We start from the raw sequence: 19109 nt of genomic DNA, 5'->3' as shown, positions 1-19109 counted from the left end.
CGGTGGAGGCACGGGCACCGGACGGCGGCGCCCCACCTGCCCGGAGGGCCTCATGTCGCATCCCGCCAGCACTTCCGTCCCGCCGACCCCGGCCGGCGAACTGCTCACCACCCCCTTCACTGCCGCTTCCACCACCCACGACGTGATCAAAGGGGTCGACCTGACCGGCCGACGCGCCGTGGTCACGGGAGCCACCTCCGGGCTCGGTACGGAGACGGCCCGCGCCCTGGCCGCGGCGGGCGCCGAGGTCACCCTCGCGGTCCGCGACCTGCGGGCCGGCGAGCGTGTCGCGGCCGGGATACAGGAGTCCGTCGGAGGCGCCGTCCCCGCGGTGGCCCGGCTCGACACCTCGGACCCGGCCTCGGCCGCCTCATTCGGCGCCGCCTGGGAAGGACCGCTGCACATCCTCGTCAACAGTGCCGGCATCATGGCGGCTCCCGAGCAGCACACACCCCAGGGCCTCGAACTGCACTTCGCCACCAACCACGTAGGGCACTTCGCCCTGGCCCACGGTCTCCACGGGGCCCTCGCGCAGGCCGGTGACGCCAGGATCGTCGCGGTCAGCTCGGCGCTCCACCTCGCCTCGCCGGTCGTCTTCGACGACATCAACTTCCGCTACCGGCCATACCACCCGTTCGTGGCCTACGGACAGTCAAAAACCGCCAATGTGCTCTTCGTCGTGGAGGCCGCCCGCCGCTGGGCCGCCGACGGCATCACCGCGAACGCCGCCATGCCCGGCTACATCCTCACCAACCTCCAACGGCATGTCACCGAGAGCGCCATGGCCGGCATGACCCGCTTCCGTGTCCCCGAGCCGAAGTCCGTGGAACAGGGTGCCGCGACCGCCGTCCTGCTCGCCGCCTCCCCGCTCACCGCCGGCGTCACCGGCCGTTACTTCGAGGACTGCAACGAGGCCGCCCCCGCCCCCGACCACAACGGCTGGATCGAGGGCGTGGCCCCCTTCGCCCTCGACCCCGCCCACGCCGCCCGCCTCTGGGACTACTCCGAGTCCCTCCTGCCTCCCGCCTGACCGACTGGGGCTGTCCCAGGGCCCGACTGCCGGCGAGGCGGGCAGCCGCCGGCAGCCTGGTCCACGGTCCCCGGGGTCCCCGTTCCCCGATTCACGATCAACGGGCGCCGAGCGGCAGCCACCCGTGCTGACGTCGCCGTGGCCGCCAGGCGCGACGAGGCACAGGCGCGCCGTCGGGTAGCGACCCACCGTCGCGCGGTCGTCGCCGCGGCCACCGCGACGATCACGACTCTGACCGAGCCGACGCCTTAGTGGTCGGAGCCCGAAGTCCTTCGGGGGTTGACCCCTAGGTTGTCGATCTTCACGTATTGTGCGGCCAAAAGGTGTTCGGATCCGTGTTACGGGTCCTGGATGCCCTCCGCCCATGCCAGGGGGCGAACCGCAGGGCTATGCGTAGCGTGTGCGCGCCCTTTGGACGGGCCCAGGTATTTCAGAGAGGTTGGTGCTCTGGTGGAGGTAGCCGTCGAGAGCTTCGACGCGTCACGTGGTGCGCGTTTGGGTGCCTACAGTGCCGTCTCCACATCGCTGGCGCTGTGCAGTGATCGCGAACTGGGCGAACTTGTGGATACGGCTGCGCCGCTGGGTGCTGGCATCGGCGGGACCTCAGCGTTGCTGGAGGTCGGGGGGACTCCAGTCTTCGTTAAGCGGCTGCCGCTGACCGATCTGGAAAGGCAGCCGGAGAACGTCCAATCCACGGCGAACCTCTTCGGGCTACCTACCTTCTGCCATCCCGGCCTCGGGGTCCCCGGAGGCCCGGGATGGGGGGCCTGGCGGGAGTTGGCCGTGCACACCATGACGACGAACTGGGTGCTCGCACAGGACCATGAGGGCTTCCCCTTGATGTACCACTGGCGGGTGCTGCCGCACCCCGGGCAGGAGCTGCCCGAGCAACTAGCCGACGTGGAGAAAGCTGTCGCGTACTGGGGAGGCAACCCGCAGGTGCGCCACCGGATCGAGGCGCTGCGGGACTCCTCGGCGAGCGTCGCACTGTTCATGGAGTACATCCCGCAGAACCTGCACGATTGGCTGGACGTTCAGGTCAAAGCCGACGGTGAGACGGCCGAGCAGGCATGCACCATGGTGGCGAAGGAACTTGAGGCCGGAACCTCTTTCATGAACGCCCGTGGGCTCCTGCACTTCGATGGCCACTTCCAGAACATCCTCACCGACGGCAAGCGTCTGTTCTTCACGGACTACGGCCTCGCGATCTCCTCCCGGTTCGACCTGTCGAAGGAGGAGGTCGACTTCTTCGCCGAACACCAGACCTATGACCGCTGCTACACCGTCACCCACCTGGTGCAGTGGCTCACCACCGCCCTGTACGGGTACGACGGGGACGAGCGCAGCGCGTTCATGCGCGCCTGCGCCCGAGGGGAACCTCCGACGGGAATTCCGCCGCAGGTCGCGGCGATCCTCATCCGCCACGCCCCGGTCGCCGCAGTGATGACGGACTACTACCGCGAGTTCCGTTTTGAGAGCAGGCAGACCCCTTATCCCCTGGAGGCGATCCGCCGGATCGGCGGGCCGGACAGCTTGTTCACCATCTGATGGATCTGGGCGGCCAACAGTCGGGCTGGATGCGGGAGGCTCCAGGTGCCCTGTCCGCTTCTACTGAACGGCCTGCCTGCCTTGCTCGTAGCCACCGCACGCCCGATCGTCCTGACCGCGGCCGAACGGCACCGGCTGAAGAAGGCGGCCTACGGCCACAGGACCCCGCACCAGGACCGCCTGCGGGCGCAGATCGTGCTGCAGGCTGCCCGGGGGCTGGGCAACGCAGCGATCGCCCGCGAAACGGGAGCGCACCTGGACACCGTGCGCACCTGGCGGGGCCGCTTCGCCGACGGGGGCCTGGCCGCCCTGGCCGACCGCAGGCGCTGCGGCCGTCCACGACGCTTCACCCCGGTGCAGGTCGCCGAGGTCAAGGCCCTGGCCTGCCAACTGCCCGCCGAGACTGGCACCCCGCTGTCGCGCTGGTCGTGCCCGGAACTGGCACGCGAGGTCGTCGTCCGCCGCATCGCCGGCTCGATCTCCGCCTCCACCGTCCGCCGCTGGCTGCGCGAGGACGCCCTCAAGCCCTGGCAGTACCAGTCCTGGATCTTCATCCGTGATCCGAAGTTCCGGCCCAAGGCCGCCCGCATCATGGACCTGTATGCCGGTACCTTCGACGGCGTCCCGCTGGGCGCGGACGAGTACGTACTCTCCAGCGACGAGAAGACCTCGATCCAGGTCCGCTGCCGCTGCCACCCCACCCTCGCCCCCGGACAGGCCCGGGCCATGCGGGTCAACCACGAGTACCGACGCGGCGGTGCCTGGCCTACCTCGCCGCCTACGACGTCCACCACGCCCGTGTCCTCGGGCGCTGCGAGCCCACCACCGGCGTCGTGCCCTTCCTGAATCTGGTCACCCAGGTCATGACCAGCGAGCCCTACGCCAGCGCGAAGCGCGTCTTCTGGATCGTCGACAACGGCTCCTCCCACCGCGGCAAGGCCGCCATCGACCGCCTGGCCAAGGCGTTTCCCAACGCCGTCATGGTCCACACCCCGGTCCACGCCTCCTGGACCAACCAGATAGAGATCTTCTTCTCCGTCGTCCAACCCAAAGTCGTGGCACCCAACGACTTCACGGACCTCGACCAGATCCGAGACCAGCTCCGAGCCTTCGAAGACCGCTACAACGCCACAGCACAGCCGTTCCAGTGGAAGTTCACCACCTCCGACCTGGACAATCTGCTGGCCCGGCTCGGCCGACACACACTCGACCGACAGGAAGAATCCTCCGCCGCACCAGCAACGTGATCAACCCCCGAAGGACTTCGGGCTCCGACCACTGAGCCTCGCGTTGCTCAGGTCCACCCGGGGGACAAACACACCGCTCTCGCCCGATCGGGCAGGAGGAGCTGGGCAGCAGCGACCCCGCCTGCCGTCGCAACCCACCCGACCTGCTGTCACCGCTTCACCGTGCTCCGCATCGGTGACCTATTTGGTGTCGGCGACGACGACGATCTGATGGATGAAGGTGCCTTCCACGGCGGAGCGGAGGAGGAAGTCGGCGACGTTTTCGCGCGAGGTCGAGGGGAAGATCGACAGCTTCTTGAGATCCTCGAGCACGGTCTCGGCGTAGCGGGTGTTGCTTCGGTTGTTCAATGGCCCGGGATATTCGATGGTCCATTTCAGATCGCTGGCCTTCAAGAGCGCTTCCGCCGCGACTTTGTCCGCGTATTTCTTGCGAAGCATGGTGCGCACAATGGCGTGTACGAGGAATGAGGTTTTGGTGAGGGAGTCACCGACTCCGAACGCGGAAACGATGATGAATCGGTCAACGCCTGAAGTCTTCGCGGCGGCGATGACTGCACGGACAGCGTCGGTGATCAGCGTCGGGGCTTCGCGGGCGTTTCCGAGCGTGCTGATGACAGCGTCGTGGCCCTGAGCTGCCGCCGCGATCACGGCGGCGTCAGTGACGTCGCCGCTGATGATGTGAGCGCGCGGGTCAACGGTGGCGTCGGCCCTCCGAACGAGGGCGCTGACCTGGTGTCCTTCATCGAGTGCCTTTTTGACGAAGTGGACGCCGGTGCGACCGGTTGCTCCAAGGACGAGAAACCTCATGACGATTCGCTCTCTGTTGACGGCCGAGTCGAACCTCCTCAGGTCGCCGGCGATGGCGGCGTGCCGTACGCGGCGAAGGTCCGATCACCAACATTAGTCATGAAAACTGACTAACGTCAAGGCGGTGCCAGGGCACGCCGGTGCCCGCTGGTCCCGGTGGCTCGGGCGGGCGTGAGGGGGGTGCGGAGGGTATGGTCCGGCCGGGGCTAGCGGGAGTAGGGGTCGGTGATCTCGCGCAGTTGGTCCAGGATCTGCTGCAGCACGGTGAAGTTGCGGGTGCCCAGGTAGGACTTCCACTCCGCGAGGATCTCGTTGAGTGTCGCGGTGGCCACCTCGACTGCCCGCCGGCCGCGCTCCTCGATCACGATCAGCCGGGCGCGGCCGTCGGTGGGGTCAGGGACCCGGCGGACGTAGCCCAGGCGCTCCAGTTGGTCGACGAGCACACCGGCGCTCTGCTTGGCCATTTGTGCCTGGTCAGCCAGGTCCGTGAGACGTGAACCATCCGGGGCGATGCGCTGGAACACCCGGCACTGGGCGAGTGTCCAGTCGTCGAAACCGGCATCCTGCAGAGCCCGGAAAATCCGGTCTTCGGTGTACCGGTACGGGATGAACAATGACGTCCCCAGATCAACCCGCTGCTCGTCGTCCATGCCGCCCTCGGCCCCATCGCTCATCTGATCCCACGAGGTTCACACCCTACGCGAACGCCACTGGGCCGGGCCGCCGCCGACCCCGTCGCGACGGCGCGCGGACAGCGCTGCGCACGCCGCCTTCCGTGCACCATGTTCCGTGGGCACCCTGCGCCCCTCGGCTGCCGCGCACCTGCCCTCTTGTCATGCGCGCCGTTAAGCTCCTCCTATGATAAAGAATGCTGACTAGAACGGGGGGCGGCGCGGACTGGGCAGGAATGATCGCGGGCGACCAGGTCGTGCACGCTCCGTTCGCTGCCGGCCGGGCCGCTTTCGTCGATCCGGCGGACATCGCCGCGGTCGCCGCGGCCTGCCTCACCCAGGACGGGCACAACCACCGGATCTACGAGCTCACAGGGCCCGATCCGCGCAGTCCCGCCGACCAGGTCGCCATCCTCAGCGAGGTGCTGGACCGCGACCTGCACTAGGCCGAGGCCGACCCGGCCGCCTCGGTCGCGCTCATGGTGTCCTACGGCATACCCGAGGAGCAGGCGAGCGCCATCATCGAGCAATTCCGTTTCACCCTGGAACCGTGGAGCCCCGAGCCGACCAGCGACGTCACCGCAGTCACGAGCCGCCCGGCACGCAGCTTCACCGACTGGGCCCGGGCCCACCGCAACGAACTCCTCGCCCCCGCCAATTGGTGAATTGATGCCGGCGACGGCGTACGCCTGCCTACGCCTGCCCTGCCCGGATGGTGGGACCATGACCGACCGCCGCGCGACTGCTGCTCCACCTGGGCGGTCAGTTGCCGGAGGTGCCGGCAGCCTGCCTGCCCGACCGGCTCTCGGCAGCCTGCCGGGTCCAATTGTGCAAAGCCGCAACCGAAGCCGCTACTGGCCCAGTCGGCCGGACCAACGAGGCGCCGGCGCCAATGGCGTAGACAGCCGTGTTCCCGTCGACCGCCGGCACGGGCAGCATGCCCGACCATTGCAGCCCGAACGTCCGCGACCCGTCCGTCACCGACGCCAGGTTTTTGTCACCGCCGTCGGAGACCGCCACATCCGCCGCCGCCACCTGCGGCTTGAAATCCGCACCGGCGTCGACCAGATCCGTGTCGACGTCCTTTCACGAACCATCCCCCTGCTGGACCCGCACCGGACCCGCATATTCCTCAGTCGTCAGCGACCCGTCGCAACGGCGCCATCAACCGGGCCGACGCCACATCCTGCGTCTGGGCCGCACCGAGCGACACAGCCCGCGCCGGCGCGGCCCGAGGTGAGTGGACCTCATCACTGAGGCCTCTCGTAACTCGGCGGTTGTGTCTCTGGCTTGGGGTGCGCGTCAGCGCGGCCATCGCCGCGGGCCGGCTTTTGCGGCTCCGGCCGGACGCGGGCTTGGCAGGGGACGCCGCAGTTCTTCGCGGCCAGCCGGGCTGCATGGAAGGCCATCCGCGCCAGATCCGCACCCGAGGCGGCCTCCGCTGCGGCTGCATCAGTGGCTACTGCGAGCGGCGGAAGCCGGGGTCCTTGCCCGGCTCCCGTCTGTTGCATCGACTGCATCGTCACGGTTTCAGGCTTCTACTTCGCTGCCGTATATCCATCACGTAGAGCCCCAAGCGGGCGATACCGGCGATCACAGCGGTGCACGCGGCGATGACGAAATAGGTCACCCCGGTGCCTTTCCATGGGAGGGCATGGGCCACGAGCGGAATGGTGACGGCTATCAGGATTGCCGCCACTGCCCACACCAGCAGTCTCTGCCATCTCGTGGCACGGACTCCGCCGCTGGCGGATGGGTCCATCATGATTTCATCACTTACCCAGTGTCCTCCGCCGGTTGGCGTGCTCGATCACCGCGAACACGTACAGCCGGGCTCCGGACAGGGTGGCGGTCTCGAAGAAGTCACTTGCCAGCAGAGCGTCGGCCTGGGAGTGCAGGAAGTCCGCCCAGGTGCTCGACGCCCGTTCGGGCGCCGGTGGGATGCCGGCGTCCTGCAGGATTTCCCAGACGGTGGATGCGGCTACGTTCACTTCGAGTACGAGCAGTTCGCCGTGCACGCGCCGGAACCCCCAGCTGGGGTTCTCCCGGGCCGGGCGCAGGACGAGGGCCCGGATGCAGCGAACGGTGGGCCCCCGCGGTTGGGCCGGGATCGGGTGGCGTGCCGGCCGGCAACCACGTCACGGTGCCGGCGCAGGACCGTGTCCGGGCGCCGGAGCCCGGAATCACCCTCCGGACCGAGCCGCCCGATGATGACCGCGCTGGCGAAGGTCGACTTGTCCAGCGCGAGCGCGGCGAAGACCACGACGCACGCGGCCACCACGCCGACCTCGGGGGTTTCCAGCAGCCGCCGGGCGAACGGCCCCTGCCCCGGGCTCCGGCGGCGCCGCGGCGACGGACGCCGAGGTGGCCCGGGGCCGTGGCGCCCATGGCGCCCGTGCCGCTGAGTTCAGCCGAACACGCGGCGCTGGATCTCGCGGCGGTAGTCCTCCAGCGTCTTGTCCAGGTGGGTGCCGGCCGCCTGGGCAGCCGCGTCGGCGTCCCCGTCCCTGATCGCCCGGTAGATCGCCGCGTGCTCGGCGACAGCCTCCTCCGCGTGGCCGCCCACCGTGCCGTGCAGTCCGATGACGCTGGACTGGTGCTGCAGGCGGCGCGCCTCACGCACCGCTTCCACCAGGAAGGGGTTCTTCGACGCGGCGGCGACACCGATGTGGAAGTCGTCGTCGCCCTGGTCGAACAGCGCACGCCGACCGGTCACATGGCCTTCCCGGCACATGTCGGCCGCCTTCTCGATCGCCCGCAGATCCGCCGGCGTCGCCCGGGCCGCCGCCAGTCGGCTGGCCGCGAGTTCCTGCACGCCGCGGAACTCGAAGAGCTGGTAGACGTGTTCGAGGTCAGTGGGCAGGAAGAAGCTTCCCCAGCGCGACGATCCCAGCATGCCCTCGTCGTTGGCGACGAACAGCCCGCGCCCTTTCTGGGCCTTGATCCGTCCGATCGCCGAGAGGATCTTGACCGCCTCGCGCACCACGGTCCGGCTGGTCCCGAGCTGCGAGGCCAACTGGTTCTCGGTCGGCATCCGGTCACCGGGCTGCAGCCGCAACTCGGCTATCAGCTTCAGGATCTCCTCGGCGACCAGTTCGTAACCCGGGCGGTACACTTCCGCGTCCTTGCCGCTGACCGGGGGCGGTGCCGGGTTGCCGGACGCCGCCAGTACGGGTTTGCCCTCCAACGACCCGCCTCCTCCACCCTTGTGTCGTATTCCGGGGCCTGGACCGCGCAACGCCTCCGACATCACGCCGCAGCATACACCTGCGGTCCGGACCGGCGAGATGTGTACGACTCATCAACTGCCCGCACCGTAAGAACTCCCCTTCACATCGGTTTAAATCCATCGAATACGCAACGCCGACCAAAGAAGTTCTCGGAAATAACCACGCTCATCCTGTTGATGATCACCAGCCATGCGCTCTTATGCGTGACCAAAGCACGGCGCCGCTCTCACTGAGACCTTCAGGCCGGGGGGCTCCGTACCGGGGTCCCACATGCCGCTCCCCCGGCGCGCGGTGGTCCGGGGATTGCTGCAAGTCCAGCCAGCGTCCCAGCGATGGACGGGCGCCACGACGTAGTGGAGTTGTCGATGCAGGTCAATCCGGTCATCACGCATACACCAGGCGGAGCCCGCAGACGTATCGGTCTGCTGTCCGCGCCCGCGGACCAAGGTGAGTCTGTTCAACCGGACCGGCAAGGGCTGGCCGGACGTGGTCTTCGGCTCCCAGAACAACGAGGCCACCTGGGCCGTGGACCAGGGTTTCGCCGCACCCCTGAACAAGGGACTCATCCCCGCGTCGACCCTGTCGGGATGGGCCAAGGGCGCCAACGACCCGTGCCGGGTGAACGGCACGCTCTACTGCCTGCGCAACGACCCGTCCCAGACGGTCCTCTGGCCGGCCTGCCCGTCGCAGTCCCAGATCTGCAGGACGGTGCCTGGGGTGTCCGTGCCGCCGGCCACGTCCAGGCACCGTCCTGAGGCCGCGCCCACCAGCGGAGCCGTGGCCGCGGCGCCGCCGGGGGGCTTATCCCAATGTCCACTGCTGGTTGCTCTGGCCGTTGCAGGCCCACAGCTCGGCCAGTGCGCCGTTGCTCGTGGCCGCTCCGGTCACGTCCAGGCAGAGCCCGGACTGAAGCCCGGTGACGGTCCCGTTGGCGTTGACGGACCACTGCTGGTTGCTCTGGCCGTTGCACGTCCAGACGTCGACCTTCGTGCCGTTGGCGGTCCCCTGGCCACTGGCGTCCAGGCACAGCTGGCTGCTGCCGCTGTAGACCGTCAGCTGACCGGACGACGTGGCGGCGAAGAGCTGGTTGGCCGCGCCCGAGCAGTCCCAGATCTCGGCCTGCGTGCCGGGCGTGGTGGACGCGTTGGGCACGTCCAGGCACTTGCCCGCGCCTACCGCGTGCAGTTCTCCGGTGCCGCCGGTGCCGCCGCCGCTCGTCACACCGGCCTGGCTGATGACCTGTTGCGCGCCTGACGGCCAGCTCGTGCCGCTGACCTGGACGTTTCCGGTCAGGACGTTGTTGTGGGGGGAGCCGGTGGCCACCTGCGTCGCGCCGGCGTTGTACCAGTTGGTGGAGAAGGTGCTGTCGTTGGTGTTGTTGGTGCCGCTGGCGTTGGTGAAGGCCCACACGCCCGCGTCCTGGATGACGTTGTCGGACAGGCTGAGGCTGCGGGAGCCCTCGTCGAGGTAGAGGCCGACGGTGTGCTGGTTGTCGTAGATGTAGTTGTGGTCGATGCTGGTGCCCGGGTTGGCGGACAGGTTGTAGATGCTGCCGCCGTCGTGGAAGACCTTCTTGGTGCCGTGCACCTTGTTGTAGCTGACGACCGTGTTCTTCAGCGTCGTCGCGGTGGTGTAGACGGGCTGGTAGTTGTACAGGCCGCGGTTGCGGTAGTCCTGGCTGCCGCCGGCGTCGTTGGCGCCCCAGCCCCAGCCGACGTCGATGCCGTCGTAGGCGAGGTTCGCCACCTCGTTGTGGGTGATGACGGCGTGGGTGACGTAGGTCGACAGGATGCCGGCCATGTCCTTGTAGTCCTTGGCGACACCGGTGATCAGGTTGTTCTGGATCGAGATGTTCTGGTTGGTCATCGCCGTGTTGGACGGGTGGTGCGCGTCGGGCTGGACGCCGCCGACGACGATGCCCGAGCCGGAGTCATTGGTGAAGGTGCTGTTCGACACGCTGACGTTCGACGCGCCGAGCCCGACACCGGAGGCGTGGGCGTCCGCGTCGTTGCCGATGCCGAGCGCCACCTGCCCGAGGTCGGCGAAGCTGTCCCCGGAGAAGGCCACTCCCCTGGCCGCGGAGACCTGGACCGCCGCCGGGACCTGGCTCCAGCCGTTGCGGGCCGCCTCGAAGAGCGCGCAGCCGGACTGGCAGGAGGTCATGAAGTCCGAGGGCTGGGTGAACGCATGGCCGAGGAAGGTGCCGCTCTGCTGATCGGCATAGCCGACCGACGAGCTGGGGGTGAGCCAGGTGGTGTGCTGGAAGGCGATGCCCTGGAAGGCCAGGTCGTGCGCGGGGTCGGCATAGCTGCCGCTGATCTGGAGCAGGGAGGTCAGCTGCGGCAGTTCGACATCGTGTGCGGTGGGATTCCAGCCGGCGGGCGCCTTGTAGGACAGCTGTCCGGCCTGCGGGTCGAGATACCACTGCCCGGCGGTCTTCAGGAAGGAGTAGGAGTTCTCCAGCTGCAGTCCGCCGCCCTGGAAGGGGTTGGCCAGCGTGTCGTAGCCCCAGTTGTTCATGTTCCAGGCCGGCTGCTGCATCGTGATCGTGGTGCCGCTGATGGACTGCACGGGAGCGTACCGGTCGGTGAAGGAGTTCTGGCTCTCCAGCTCGATCCGGTTCTGCTGCGGCAGGGACGACAGGTAGTCCAGGGCCGAGTTGACGATGTTCATCCCGCTCGCGGTGATCTTCACATCACTGCGTGCGATCGAGATCGCCGCCCGTGGCGCCAGTGCCCCGTCCACATACAGCTGCCGCGAGTCCGTACCCTGCGGGACGCCGGCGGTGTAGATGTTGTTGGACGCGTCCTTCAACGTCCACCCCGACACCTGCCGGCCGCCGGACAGCACCGGAGTCTGACCGGCCTGCGCCCGCCAGATCACCGTGTGCCCGTTGGTGCCGGAATCAGCGCTGCCCAGCGACAGCGGGGCGGACAGGCGGTACGTGCCGCCGGCCAGCTGCACGACGATGTCGCCGCTCATGTTCCCGTCGATGGCCTCGACAGACGACTTGGCCTGGGTCAGCGAGCAGGGCGCCGACGCGGAACACGCGGTGCCGCTGCCGGTCGGGGAGACGTACAAGGTGGTCATGGTCGCCGCCTGCGACGACGCGGCGGGCAGCGCGACGACAGCGCCGAGGGCGAGCGCCGCGACGGTGGCCGCGCGCGACGACCTGCGCCGCCGGCGACTGAGTGCGGGGATCATCATGGTTCGCTCTTTCCTGGTGATGAGGGGGCAGCTGAGGGTGTGCCGGGCCGCGGTTCGGCCCGGCACACCCGGATCGGTCGACGTCGCCGCGGTCAGCCGGTGCGGACGCGCCACCCGCGAGTGACCGCCCTGGTCAGCTGCGGTTCCACTGCTGGTTGGTGGCGCCGGTGCAGGCCCACAACTGCACGAGGGTGCCGTTGGCCGTGCCGTAGGCGCTGGCGTCCAGGCACAGGCCCGACTGGGCGTTCCTGATCGTTCCGTCGGAACCGACGTTCCACTGCTGGTTGGCGCCGCCGTTGCAGTCCCAGATGATCGCCCGAGTGCCGTTGGCCGTACCCGACGCCTCGTCATCCAGGCACTTGCCGCCGTAGACCCGGAGCTCCTTGGCGGAAGTCAGGGTCCACTGCTGGTTGGTCTGGCCGTTGCAGTCCCACAGCGCCACCTGCGTGCCGTTGGTCTGCGTGGCGTTGGGCACGTCCACGCACCGGCCGGACGGCGCGCCGCGCAGTGGGGTCGCGCTGCCACCGCCCCCCGACGAGGTGCCGTAGCCGGCGGCGGTGATGGTCGCCTGCACCGCGTTCTCCGTGGCGTCCGACGGGTAGCCCGCGGTGATGGCGCCCTCGAAGAACTCGCCCTGTCCGGACACGCTGTTGTCACCGCCGGTGCCGAGCAGCAGCGAGCTGTCGGTCTTCATCGGCGAGTAGCCGTTGGGAAGACCGCCGGAATAGGTGGTGGTCAGCCCGCCGCTGGCGGCGTTGCCGTATTTCAGGGTGAAGTTGCTGGTGCCGTTGTTCTTCTCCCACGCGCTGACGAAGGGGAAGTGGACGCCCTGGTTGTTGGCGTCCTTGTTGGAGCCGGAACCGGTGTGGTACATCCCGTTCTCCAGGTCGGCCTCGACCCAGGGGCCGGTGCCGGTGCAGCCGCCGAACCAGCAGGCGTTGCCCCAGTAGATCGAGTTCATGGTCGCGTTGCCGGTGTCGGTGTGCGAGTTCTCACCGCTGCCGTAGTCGAAGCAGCACCACTGGTTGGTGAAGTTGGACGACGTCACCATGTAGATGCCCTCGGGCTGCGAACCGGTCGGGGCGCCGGACGCGTGGTCCAGTCGGTAGCCGACTCCCGGGGTGACCTTGACGCCGTAGACCTGGTGCCCGGCGGCCGTCACCGGCAGCGCCATCGCGTCCGCGCCGACGTCCGCGCCGTTGGGACCGGGACCCTTCCAGTAACCGCCCGAGGAGATCGGCATGTCGTTGTGCCGGCTGGTCTGGTCGTAGATCTTGGTGATCGTGCAGGTGGTGCCCGAGCAGAACGACGCCTGGGCGGCGCCGTTGGCGTATCCGCCGGCGGCGAGCAGGCCGATGTCCCGGTAGGTGTGGTCGGAGGCACGCTGGATCTGGTAGAGCGGCCCGTTGTAGGCCGCGAACAGGGCCCGTGTGGTGGAGTGCGCGCCGATGCACGGCGTCCCGCCGGCGGCGTACAGGTCGCACGGCAGCGAGGCCGCGGCGGCCGCGGCCGGCGCGGCCCGGTGGACCGCGGGGGTGACCGCGGTCGGATCAGTGGCGGAGGCGCGCCCGCCGAACACGGCCGCGGCCATCGCGAGGACCAGCAGGACCACGACGAGCGGTCCGAAACGGCGTGAGCCTGGGGACGCGAGAAGCGTCTTGGCAGACATCAGTGGCTCCTTCGAGGGGGGAAACATGCGTCTGGTGCGGGCCGTGCCCGAGGTCCTTCGGCGCGCGCGGGCGCCGGGCCGGCCACTCGTCCATGGCGGGACGCGTCATCCGCCGACGGCCGGAACCTGGCAGGTGTCCCGGTACGGCAGCAACTCGTCGCCGCTATGAGTCAGTCCTATGCCGCGGGATCGCGGCGGGAACGCCCGCACGGTGCGCCAGGCGGCCAGGGGCACGCCGGGCCGCGCAAGCGGGTGATATCGGGTCTATCGGGTCGTGGTGGCAATGGACACTCCTGGGGGGCATACGAACCGTCGAATGTGAGCGCTCACAATTCGGTCGAGGACGGTACGGAGGTGCGCGGGACGACCGCCGGGGAAAAGCGGGGGGCAGCGGTTGCCGTCATGAGACTGACATAGCGAGGAGTTCATCTCAAGAGATGTGTCATATACAGTTCAGCGATGTTTCCGGCCGCCTACGCCAGGGACCGAGTGGGTCCGCGCCGCGGGCCGTGTGGCGGGGAGAACGTCATGGCCCGGCACCGGGCCGAGAGCCCGAAACGCCCGTGGCCGGCTTGCGGGCCGGCCACGGGACGGGATGCGGAGTTAGCTCAGACTCCACTGCTGGTTGGCGCCGCCGTTGCACGTCCAGAGCTCGGCCAGAGCGCCGTTGGCTGTCGACGCACCGGTGACGTCAAGGCAGAGCCCCGACTGGGTCTCGGTGATGGTGCCGTTGGAGTTGACGTTCCACTGCTGGTTGGCACCGCCGTTGCAGGACCAGGTCTCCACCTTCGTGCCGGCTGTCGTCTGGTTGTCGTACCCGTCCAGGCACAACTGGCTTCCCCCGCTGAACACGGTCAGCTGACCCGACGACGTGCGCGTCCAACTCTGGTTCGCGGCGCCGTCCGCCCACCAGCACACCGGCCACCAACGCGACAGCCGCAGCCACCGCCGGCAACCACCTTCTCAACAACCGCACCACACCGACACCACCACACCGACATCACCACGAACGAACACCGCATCCTCCTCAATGTGGGGGGAAAGGGCACGAAGCCCAGGAACAGGTGAGATCCGGCCCGGGTCACGGAGCGGCGGTGTCCGTGGCGCGGTCGGCGTCACGACTCCTCATGGCGATCATCATCCTCCCCATGTTAGCGCTCACAGTCTGTCCACCGCTGTGCTGCTGCGGTCAGGTCGATGCCAGCGCCTCGCGTCCGGCTTCCGCCCCGGACGCAGACCGGGACACCAGCACCGCTCTGGTCGGCCTTCACCACGTTGACGCGCTTGGTTGCCAGATGTACCAACGCCGTTGGCGTGCCGGCCCCATGCCAGGAGCAGATCTCCAGGCGTCTCCGGGCCGAGGGCTGCCGTGTCTTCGGCCCCTTGAGGCCCGGCGATCCTTCACCTGGCAGAGAGTGTTAGCGTTCACTGGTGTGACGTCAAGGTGTCACGCCAAAGAAACACCGCCCGTCAGCCGGGCGCAGGCCAGGGCCGGTTGACCCCCCCCCGCTGACGGGTCTGCGGGGGGCACACGCGCCCGCCCGGCCGCAGGTGGGGGCAGATGGCAGGTGGCGGCAAAGCCGCCGTCCGCATCGGATCGTCCGACCGGCCCGCTGTCGGAGCATGCCACGGCCACCCAATATCGAACATCGCCCGGAGTCTGCAACCAACAACTTGACACGTCTTCGCACACAGGGTTACCTGATGCTCACAGCTCCCACCGAGGAGGGCCCTCGCCCGACACCCCCGGTGCTGCTGTTCTTCGACGGTGGCAGGCCGTCGACCTCTGCAACGCCCGCGTGCCCAGAACACGCCCCGTGCGGTGCGCCCATGTGAGTCGCTCACAGGAGGTCGAAGATGCCGGATGCCGCCCCCCACCACTCCGCCTGCTCCCCCGCCCCTGGGCCGTGTTGGAGAAGTCCCTCCCCCAGCTGTCGCTGGAAGGTGCCCCCTGCCCCGCGACGCCTGGCACGCGCTCCCCCAGCCACCGCTGGGGTGCCCGGCAGCGGCGGCGCCAACCAGACCTGGACGCAAGCCGCCACGGGATTCTCGGTCTACAGCGGGAGCAGCCAGCTGTGCCTGGACGCCAACGGCGGGGACCACTCCCGGCACCAAGGTGGTCGTCTGGTCCTGCAACAGCGGACCGAACCAGCAGTGGATTCCGAACGCCGACGGCACCATCACCGGCGTTCAGTCGGGGCTCTGCCTCGACGTGACGGGGGCCGGCACCGCGAACGGCACCCTGGCCGAGTTGTGGAACTGCACCGGCGGCTCCAACCAGAAGTGGAGCCTGCAGTAGCCGCGGCGACCGGCACCCGCTGAACCCTCCGAGCCGCCGCGGCGGGCCGTCCCTACAGCCGCCTGATCCACCTCGCCAGGTCCGCGACCTGGGCACCGCTCGCGGGACCGGGCGGGCCGGTGGATCGGCCGCCATGTCCACAGCAGCGAGAGAGGGACTCCATGATGTCGCCAAGAACACGGTTCCGCGCCCTTCTGGTGGGCGCGGTCGGAATCACGACGCTGGTGACGCTGACCGCGTCGCCCGCCTCGGCCGCCAACGAGTCGGTCCAGAAGTGGCTGACCACCTCCGACCTCAGCCAGCATCTGGCAGCGCAGCCCGACCTCGGCTTCTCGGCCTCGTCCGCCGCGGGGACCATCACGGTCAACGACAGCCAGACGTTCCAGACCATGGACGGGTTCGGCGCCGCGATGACGGACAGTTCGGCCTGGCTGCTGTCCGACAAGCTGAGCAGCACCGCGCACACGAACATGATGAACGCCCTTTTCAGCCCGAGTCAGGGCATCGGCATCAGCTGGGTCCGCATCCCCATGGGTGCCTCCGACTTCTCGGCGACCGCGCAGCCGTACTCCTACGACGACAACCTCTCGGCCTCCACCGGCACCACGGTCGGCGTGGGTTCCGGTCGCTGCCTGGACGACACCGGCACCACGGCCAACGGCGTGCAGCAGTACATCTGGGACTGCACGAGCGGCAACGCGAACCAGCAGTACACCTACACCAGCGCGTCGGAGCTGCGCATCGCCGGCAAGTGCCTGGACGCCGACGGCCAGGGCACCGCCGCGGGCACCAAGGTCATCGTGTGGACCTGCAACGGCGCGGCCAACCAGAAATGGACACTCAACGTCAACGGCACGATCACCGGTGTGCAGTCCGGCCTGTGCCTGGACGTCAGCGGGGCGGGCACAGCCAACGGCACCCCGGTCCAGCTGTGGACGTGCGGCAGCGCGAACAACCAGAAGTGGACGCGCCCTGACCCCGCGCTCGCGAACTTCTCGATCGGGCACGACCTCGCCTACATCATCCCCGTCCTGAAGCAGGCCCAGGCGCTCAACCCGGCGGTCAAGTTCATGGCCAATCCCTGGAGTCCGCCCGGCTGGATGAAGGCGAACGGCCAGATGAACAACTCCGGCAACGCCGGAACGCTGCTCTCCTCCAGCTACGGCCCGCTGGCGCAGTACTTCGTGAAGTTCCTCCAGGGCTACACCGCGCAGGGTGTCCCGATCTACGCGATCACCCCGCAGAACGAGCCGACGTATGCCACCGCCTACCCCGGAATGCAGTTCAGCGAGCAGAACGAGGCGAGCTTCGTCGCCAACAACCTGGGCCCGGCGCTGGCACAGGCGGGCCTGTCGCCGAAGGTGCTCGGCACCGACTTCAACACCAACCTGCTGAGCAGCTACGCCGAGCCCCTGATCAAGGACAGCGCCGCCGGCAAGTACCTCGCCGGGACCTCCTGGCACTGCTACGCGGGCAACCTCGGCGCCATGTCGACCATGCAGGCCGACGTCCCGGGCAAGGACAACTACGAGACCGAGTGCTCGGACGGCATCGACCCGCAGAACGCGATCGAGACCTTCATCCAGAGCACCCGCAACTGGGCGCGGGCCGCGACGATGTGGAACATCGCCCAGGACCAGAACAACGGTCCGGTGATCCCGGGCGGCTGCAGCAGCTGCACTCCGCTCGTCACCATCAACCAGAGCACCGGGAACATCACCTACAACGCCGCCTACTACTCCGTGGGGCACTTCAGCAAGTTCGTCGTCCCCGGCGCCAAGCGGATCGCCTCGACCACCACGGCGAACCTCGACGACGTGGCGTTCAAGAACCCCGACGGTTCGATCACGCTGATCGTCTACAACACCTCGAACGCAACCCAGTCGTTCACCACGGGCTGGAACGGCGAGACGTACAGTGACTCGCTGGCCGCCCACGCCATCGCCACCTACAAGTGGACCCGAGGGTGACGGCGGCCGGCCCCGGGTAGCCGGCCACCAGTGACCCCTGGCACGCCACGGGATCCCGCGCCTGCCCCCCTTGCGTCCCTGGGGCAGGCACGGGCCGCGGTCGCCCTGGTGCGAGCAGGCCCGGAGCCGTTGCAGGTCCAGATCTCCTTCTGCCGCACCCCTTGTTCCGGCACGAGGCGCCCTCTATGGTCCGGAGCGAAGAGCTTGTGGGAGCGCTCCCATAGGTCCCCGCTTGCTTCTCCCCCCACCTCCGTGACTGTCGAAGGGACAGCATGAAGAAGCTGCAGCAAGCCTTTCGGTCGATTCGCAGAGCAGCCCTGGCGACGACGGCGACGCTCGGACTGGCCGCCGGCTGCCTGATCGCCCTGACCACCGCGCCGGCGGCGCACGCCGACACCCAGATCTGCGACCAGTACGGTTCGACCACCATCGAAGGCCGCTACGTGGTCCAGAACAACCGCTGGGGCACCACCGCGACCCAGTGCATCGCTGTCACCGGCACCGGCTTCCAGATCACCCAGGCCGACGGCGCCTCGACCGGCGGCGCCCCGAAGTCGTACCCGTCCGTCTTCAACGGCTGCCACTACACCAACTGCTCCCCCGGCACCAACCTGCCGGCGCAGCTCAGCGCGATCAGCAGCGCTCCAACGAGCGTGTCGTTCACCTACGTCGGCAACGCCGTCTATGACGCCGCGTACGACATCTGGCTCGACCCGACACCCCGCAAGGACGGTGTCAACAAGACAGAGATCATGGTGTGGTACAACCACACCAATCCCGTCCAGCCGGTGGGCACCCGGATCGGCACCGCGACCGTGGCCGGGCGCAGCTGGGACGTGTGGACCGGCAACAACGGGTCGAACGACGTGATCTCCTTCGTGGCGCCCTCGGCCATCAGCAGTTGGAGCTTCGACGTCAAGGCGTTCGCCAATGAGGCGATCAGCCGGGGCCTGGCCCAGAACTCCTGGTACCTCACGAGTGTCCAGGCTGGCTTCGAGCCCTGGCAGAACGGAGTCGGGCTGGCGGTGACGTCGTTCTCGTCCTCGGTGAACATCGGCGGGAGCACCTCCGGCGGTTCGACGACGGGCGGTTCAACGACGGGCGGTTCGACCGGCGGCACGGGCTCCTCCTCCTGCAAGGTCGCCTTCACCGCCCGGACCTGGAGCGGCGGCTACACCGCGAACGTCACCGTCACCAACACGGGCTCGACCGCCGTCAACGACTGGACGTCCGGCTTCACCCTTCCCTCCGGTCAGACCGTCACCAGCGCCTGGAACGCGACCATCAGCCCCTCCTCCGGCTCGGTGACCGCGTCCAGCCTCTCCTACAACGCCCAGATCCCGCCCGGCGGCAGCCAGTCCTTCGGCTTCCAGGGCACCTACTCGGGCAGCTTCGTCCAGCCCACCGGTTTCACCCTGAACGGCGCCGCCT

Annotated in this window: 14 protein-coding genes and 4 pseudogenes; 10 read left to right on the top strand and 8 right to left on the bottom strand. The window is 68.5% G+C overall.

Features of this window, described 5'->3' with window-relative positions; genetic code table 11:
• Window positions 1–52 precede the first annotated feature (52 nt).
• The 4 genes from GA0115240_RS16285 to GA0115240_RS38195 all read left to right on the top strand — a co-directional run bounded on the left by GA0115240_RS16285 (window position 53) and on the right by GA0115240_RS38195 (window position 3825).
• The gene (locus tag GA0115240_RS16285) at window positions 53–1030 is read left to right on the top strand and encodes an SDR family NAD(P)-dependent oxidoreductase (protein ID WP_093737388.1); all 978 of its coding nucleotides are present in this window, start codon (window positions 53–55) and stop codon (window positions 1028–1030) included.
• A 450-nt stretch (window positions 1031–1480) separates the two neighbouring features.
• On the top strand, window positions 1481–2578 hold the full coding sequence (locus tag GA0115240_RS16280; protein ID WP_093737387.1) for a hypothetical protein: 1098 nt from the start codon (window positions 1481–1483) through the stop codon (window positions 2576–2578).
• Window positions 2579–2659: 81 nt separating this feature from the next.
• Entirely contained in the window at window positions 2660–3424 is a 765-nt protein-coding gene (locus tag GA0115240_RS38200; RefSeq protein ID WP_237554927.1) for a helix-turn-helix domain-containing protein, read from the top strand.
• Window positions 3340–3825 carry a transposase gene (locus tag GA0115240_RS38195; protein WP_237554938.1) on the top strand — a complete coding sequence of 162 codons (486 nt, stop codon included), beginning with the start codon at window positions 3340–3342 and terminating at the stop codon, window positions 3823–3825. Before GA0115240_RS38200 ends, GA0115240_RS38195 begins: the two co-directional genes overlap by 85 nt.
• Before the next feature lie 180 nt (window positions 3826–4005).
• On the opposite strand, the gene GA0115240_RS16270 is transcribed toward GA0115240_RS38195, so the two are convergent.
• The gene (locus tag GA0115240_RS16270; RefSeq protein ID WP_093737386.1) at window positions 4006–4632 is read right to left on the bottom strand and encodes an NAD(P)-dependent oxidoreductase; all 627 of its coding nucleotides are present in this window, start codon (window positions 4630–4632) and stop codon (window positions 4006–4008) included.
• Window positions 4633–4838: 206 nt separating this feature from the next.
• The gene (locus tag GA0115240_RS16265) at window positions 4839–5306 is read right to left on the bottom strand and encodes a MarR family winged helix-turn-helix transcriptional regulator (protein ID WP_237554926.1); all 468 of its coding nucleotides are present in this window, start codon (window positions 5304–5306) and stop codon (window positions 4839–4841) included.
• 194 nt (window positions 5307–5500) lie between these two features.
• Here GA0115240_RS16265 and GA0115240_RS16260 point away from each other — a divergent pair, with 194 nt between their 5' ends.
• The gene (locus tag GA0115240_RS16260; RefSeq protein ID WP_141708857.1) at window positions 5501–5749 is read left to right on the top strand and encodes a hypothetical protein; all 249 of its coding nucleotides are present in this window, start codon (window positions 5501–5503) and stop codon (window positions 5747–5749) included.
• Between the two features lie 33 nt (window positions 5750–5782).
• Complete coding sequence (locus GA0115240_RS16255; RefSeq protein WP_093737383.1) at window positions 5783–5968, top strand: hypothetical protein; 186 nt, start codon at window positions 5783–5785, stop codon at window positions 5966–5968.
• Window positions 5969–6825: 857 nt separating this feature from the next.
• Here GA0115240_RS16255 and GA0115240_RS36940 read toward each other — a convergent pair.
• From GA0115240_RS36940 to GA0115240_RS16240, 3 genes and pseudogenes are all read right to left on the bottom strand, one after another.
• Window positions 6826–7002 carry a hypothetical protein gene (locus GA0115240_RS36940; RefSeq protein ID WP_161302258.1) on the bottom strand — a complete coding sequence of 59 codons (177 nt, stop codon included), beginning with the start codon at window positions 7000–7002 and terminating at the stop codon, window positions 6826–6828.
• A 79-nt stretch (window positions 7003–7081) separates the two neighbouring features.
• Window positions 7082–7608: pseudogene (locus tag GA0115240_RS16245) on the bottom strand (integrase); the annotation flags it as partial.
• Window positions 7609–7710: 102 nt separating this feature from the next.
• Window positions 7711–8472: a FadR/GntR family transcriptional regulator gene (locus GA0115240_RS16240; RefSeq protein ID WP_237554937.1), complete on the bottom strand. Its 762-nt coding sequence runs from the start codon at window positions 8470–8472 to the stop codon at window positions 7711–7713.
• A gap of 499 nt (window positions 8473–8971) precedes the next feature.
• Here GA0115240_RS16240 and GA0115240_RS38190 point away from each other — a divergent pair.
• A pseudogene (locus tag GA0115240_RS38190) lies at window positions 8972–9247 on the top strand (carbohydrate ABC transporter substrate-binding protein); the annotation flags it as partial.
• A gap of 87 nt (window positions 9248–9334) precedes the next feature.
• Here the strand turns inward: GA0115240_RS38190 and GA0115240_RS16230 are convergent.
• The 3 genes and pseudogenes from GA0115240_RS16230 to GA0115240_RS16220 form a co-directional block, all read right to left on the bottom strand.
• A complete protein-coding gene (locus GA0115240_RS16230; RefSeq protein ID WP_346267948.1) occupies window positions 9335–11740 on the bottom strand; it encodes a ricin-type beta-trefoil lectin domain protein in 2406 nt (801 codons plus the stop codon).
• 133 nt (window positions 11741–11873) lie between these two features.
• Window positions 11874–13409 (bottom strand): arabinofuranosidase catalytic domain-containing protein, encoded by a 1536-nt coding sequence (locus GA0115240_RS16225; protein WP_093737379.1) that lies wholly within the window; start codon window positions 13407–13409, stop codon window positions 11874–11876.
• A 603-nt stretch (window positions 13410–14012) separates the two neighbouring features.
• Window positions 14013–14312 (bottom strand): annotated as a pseudogene (locus GA0115240_RS16220) (RICIN domain-containing protein); the annotation flags it as partial.
• Between the two features lie 1101 nt (window positions 14313–15413).
• Here GA0115240_RS16220 and GA0115240_RS38185 point away from each other — a divergent pair.
• From GA0115240_RS38185 to GA0115240_RS16205, 3 genes and pseudogenes are all read left to right on the top strand, one after another.
• Window positions 15414–15708 (top strand): annotated as a pseudogene (locus tag GA0115240_RS38185) (RICIN domain-containing protein); the annotation flags it as partial.
• A gap of 197 nt (window positions 15709–15905) precedes the next feature.
• Window positions 15906–17678 carry an RICIN domain-containing protein gene (locus GA0115240_RS16210; protein ID WP_161302256.1) on the top strand — a complete coding sequence of 591 codons (1773 nt, stop codon included), beginning with the start codon at window positions 15906–15908 and terminating at the stop codon, window positions 17676–17678.
• Between the two features lie 272 nt (window positions 17679–17950).
• The coding region (locus GA0115240_RS16205) for a GH12 family glycosyl hydrolase domain-containing protein (protein WP_093737377.1) at window positions 17951–19109 on the top strand (1159 nt) is incomplete at its 3' end.

Source organism: Streptomyces sp. DvalAA-14 (assembly GCF_900091855.1).
Classification (GTDB): domain Bacteria; phylum Actinomycetota; class Actinomycetes; order Streptomycetales; family Streptomycetaceae; genus Actinacidiphila.
This window is presented reverse-complemented; position numbering and strand designations above follow the sequence as displayed.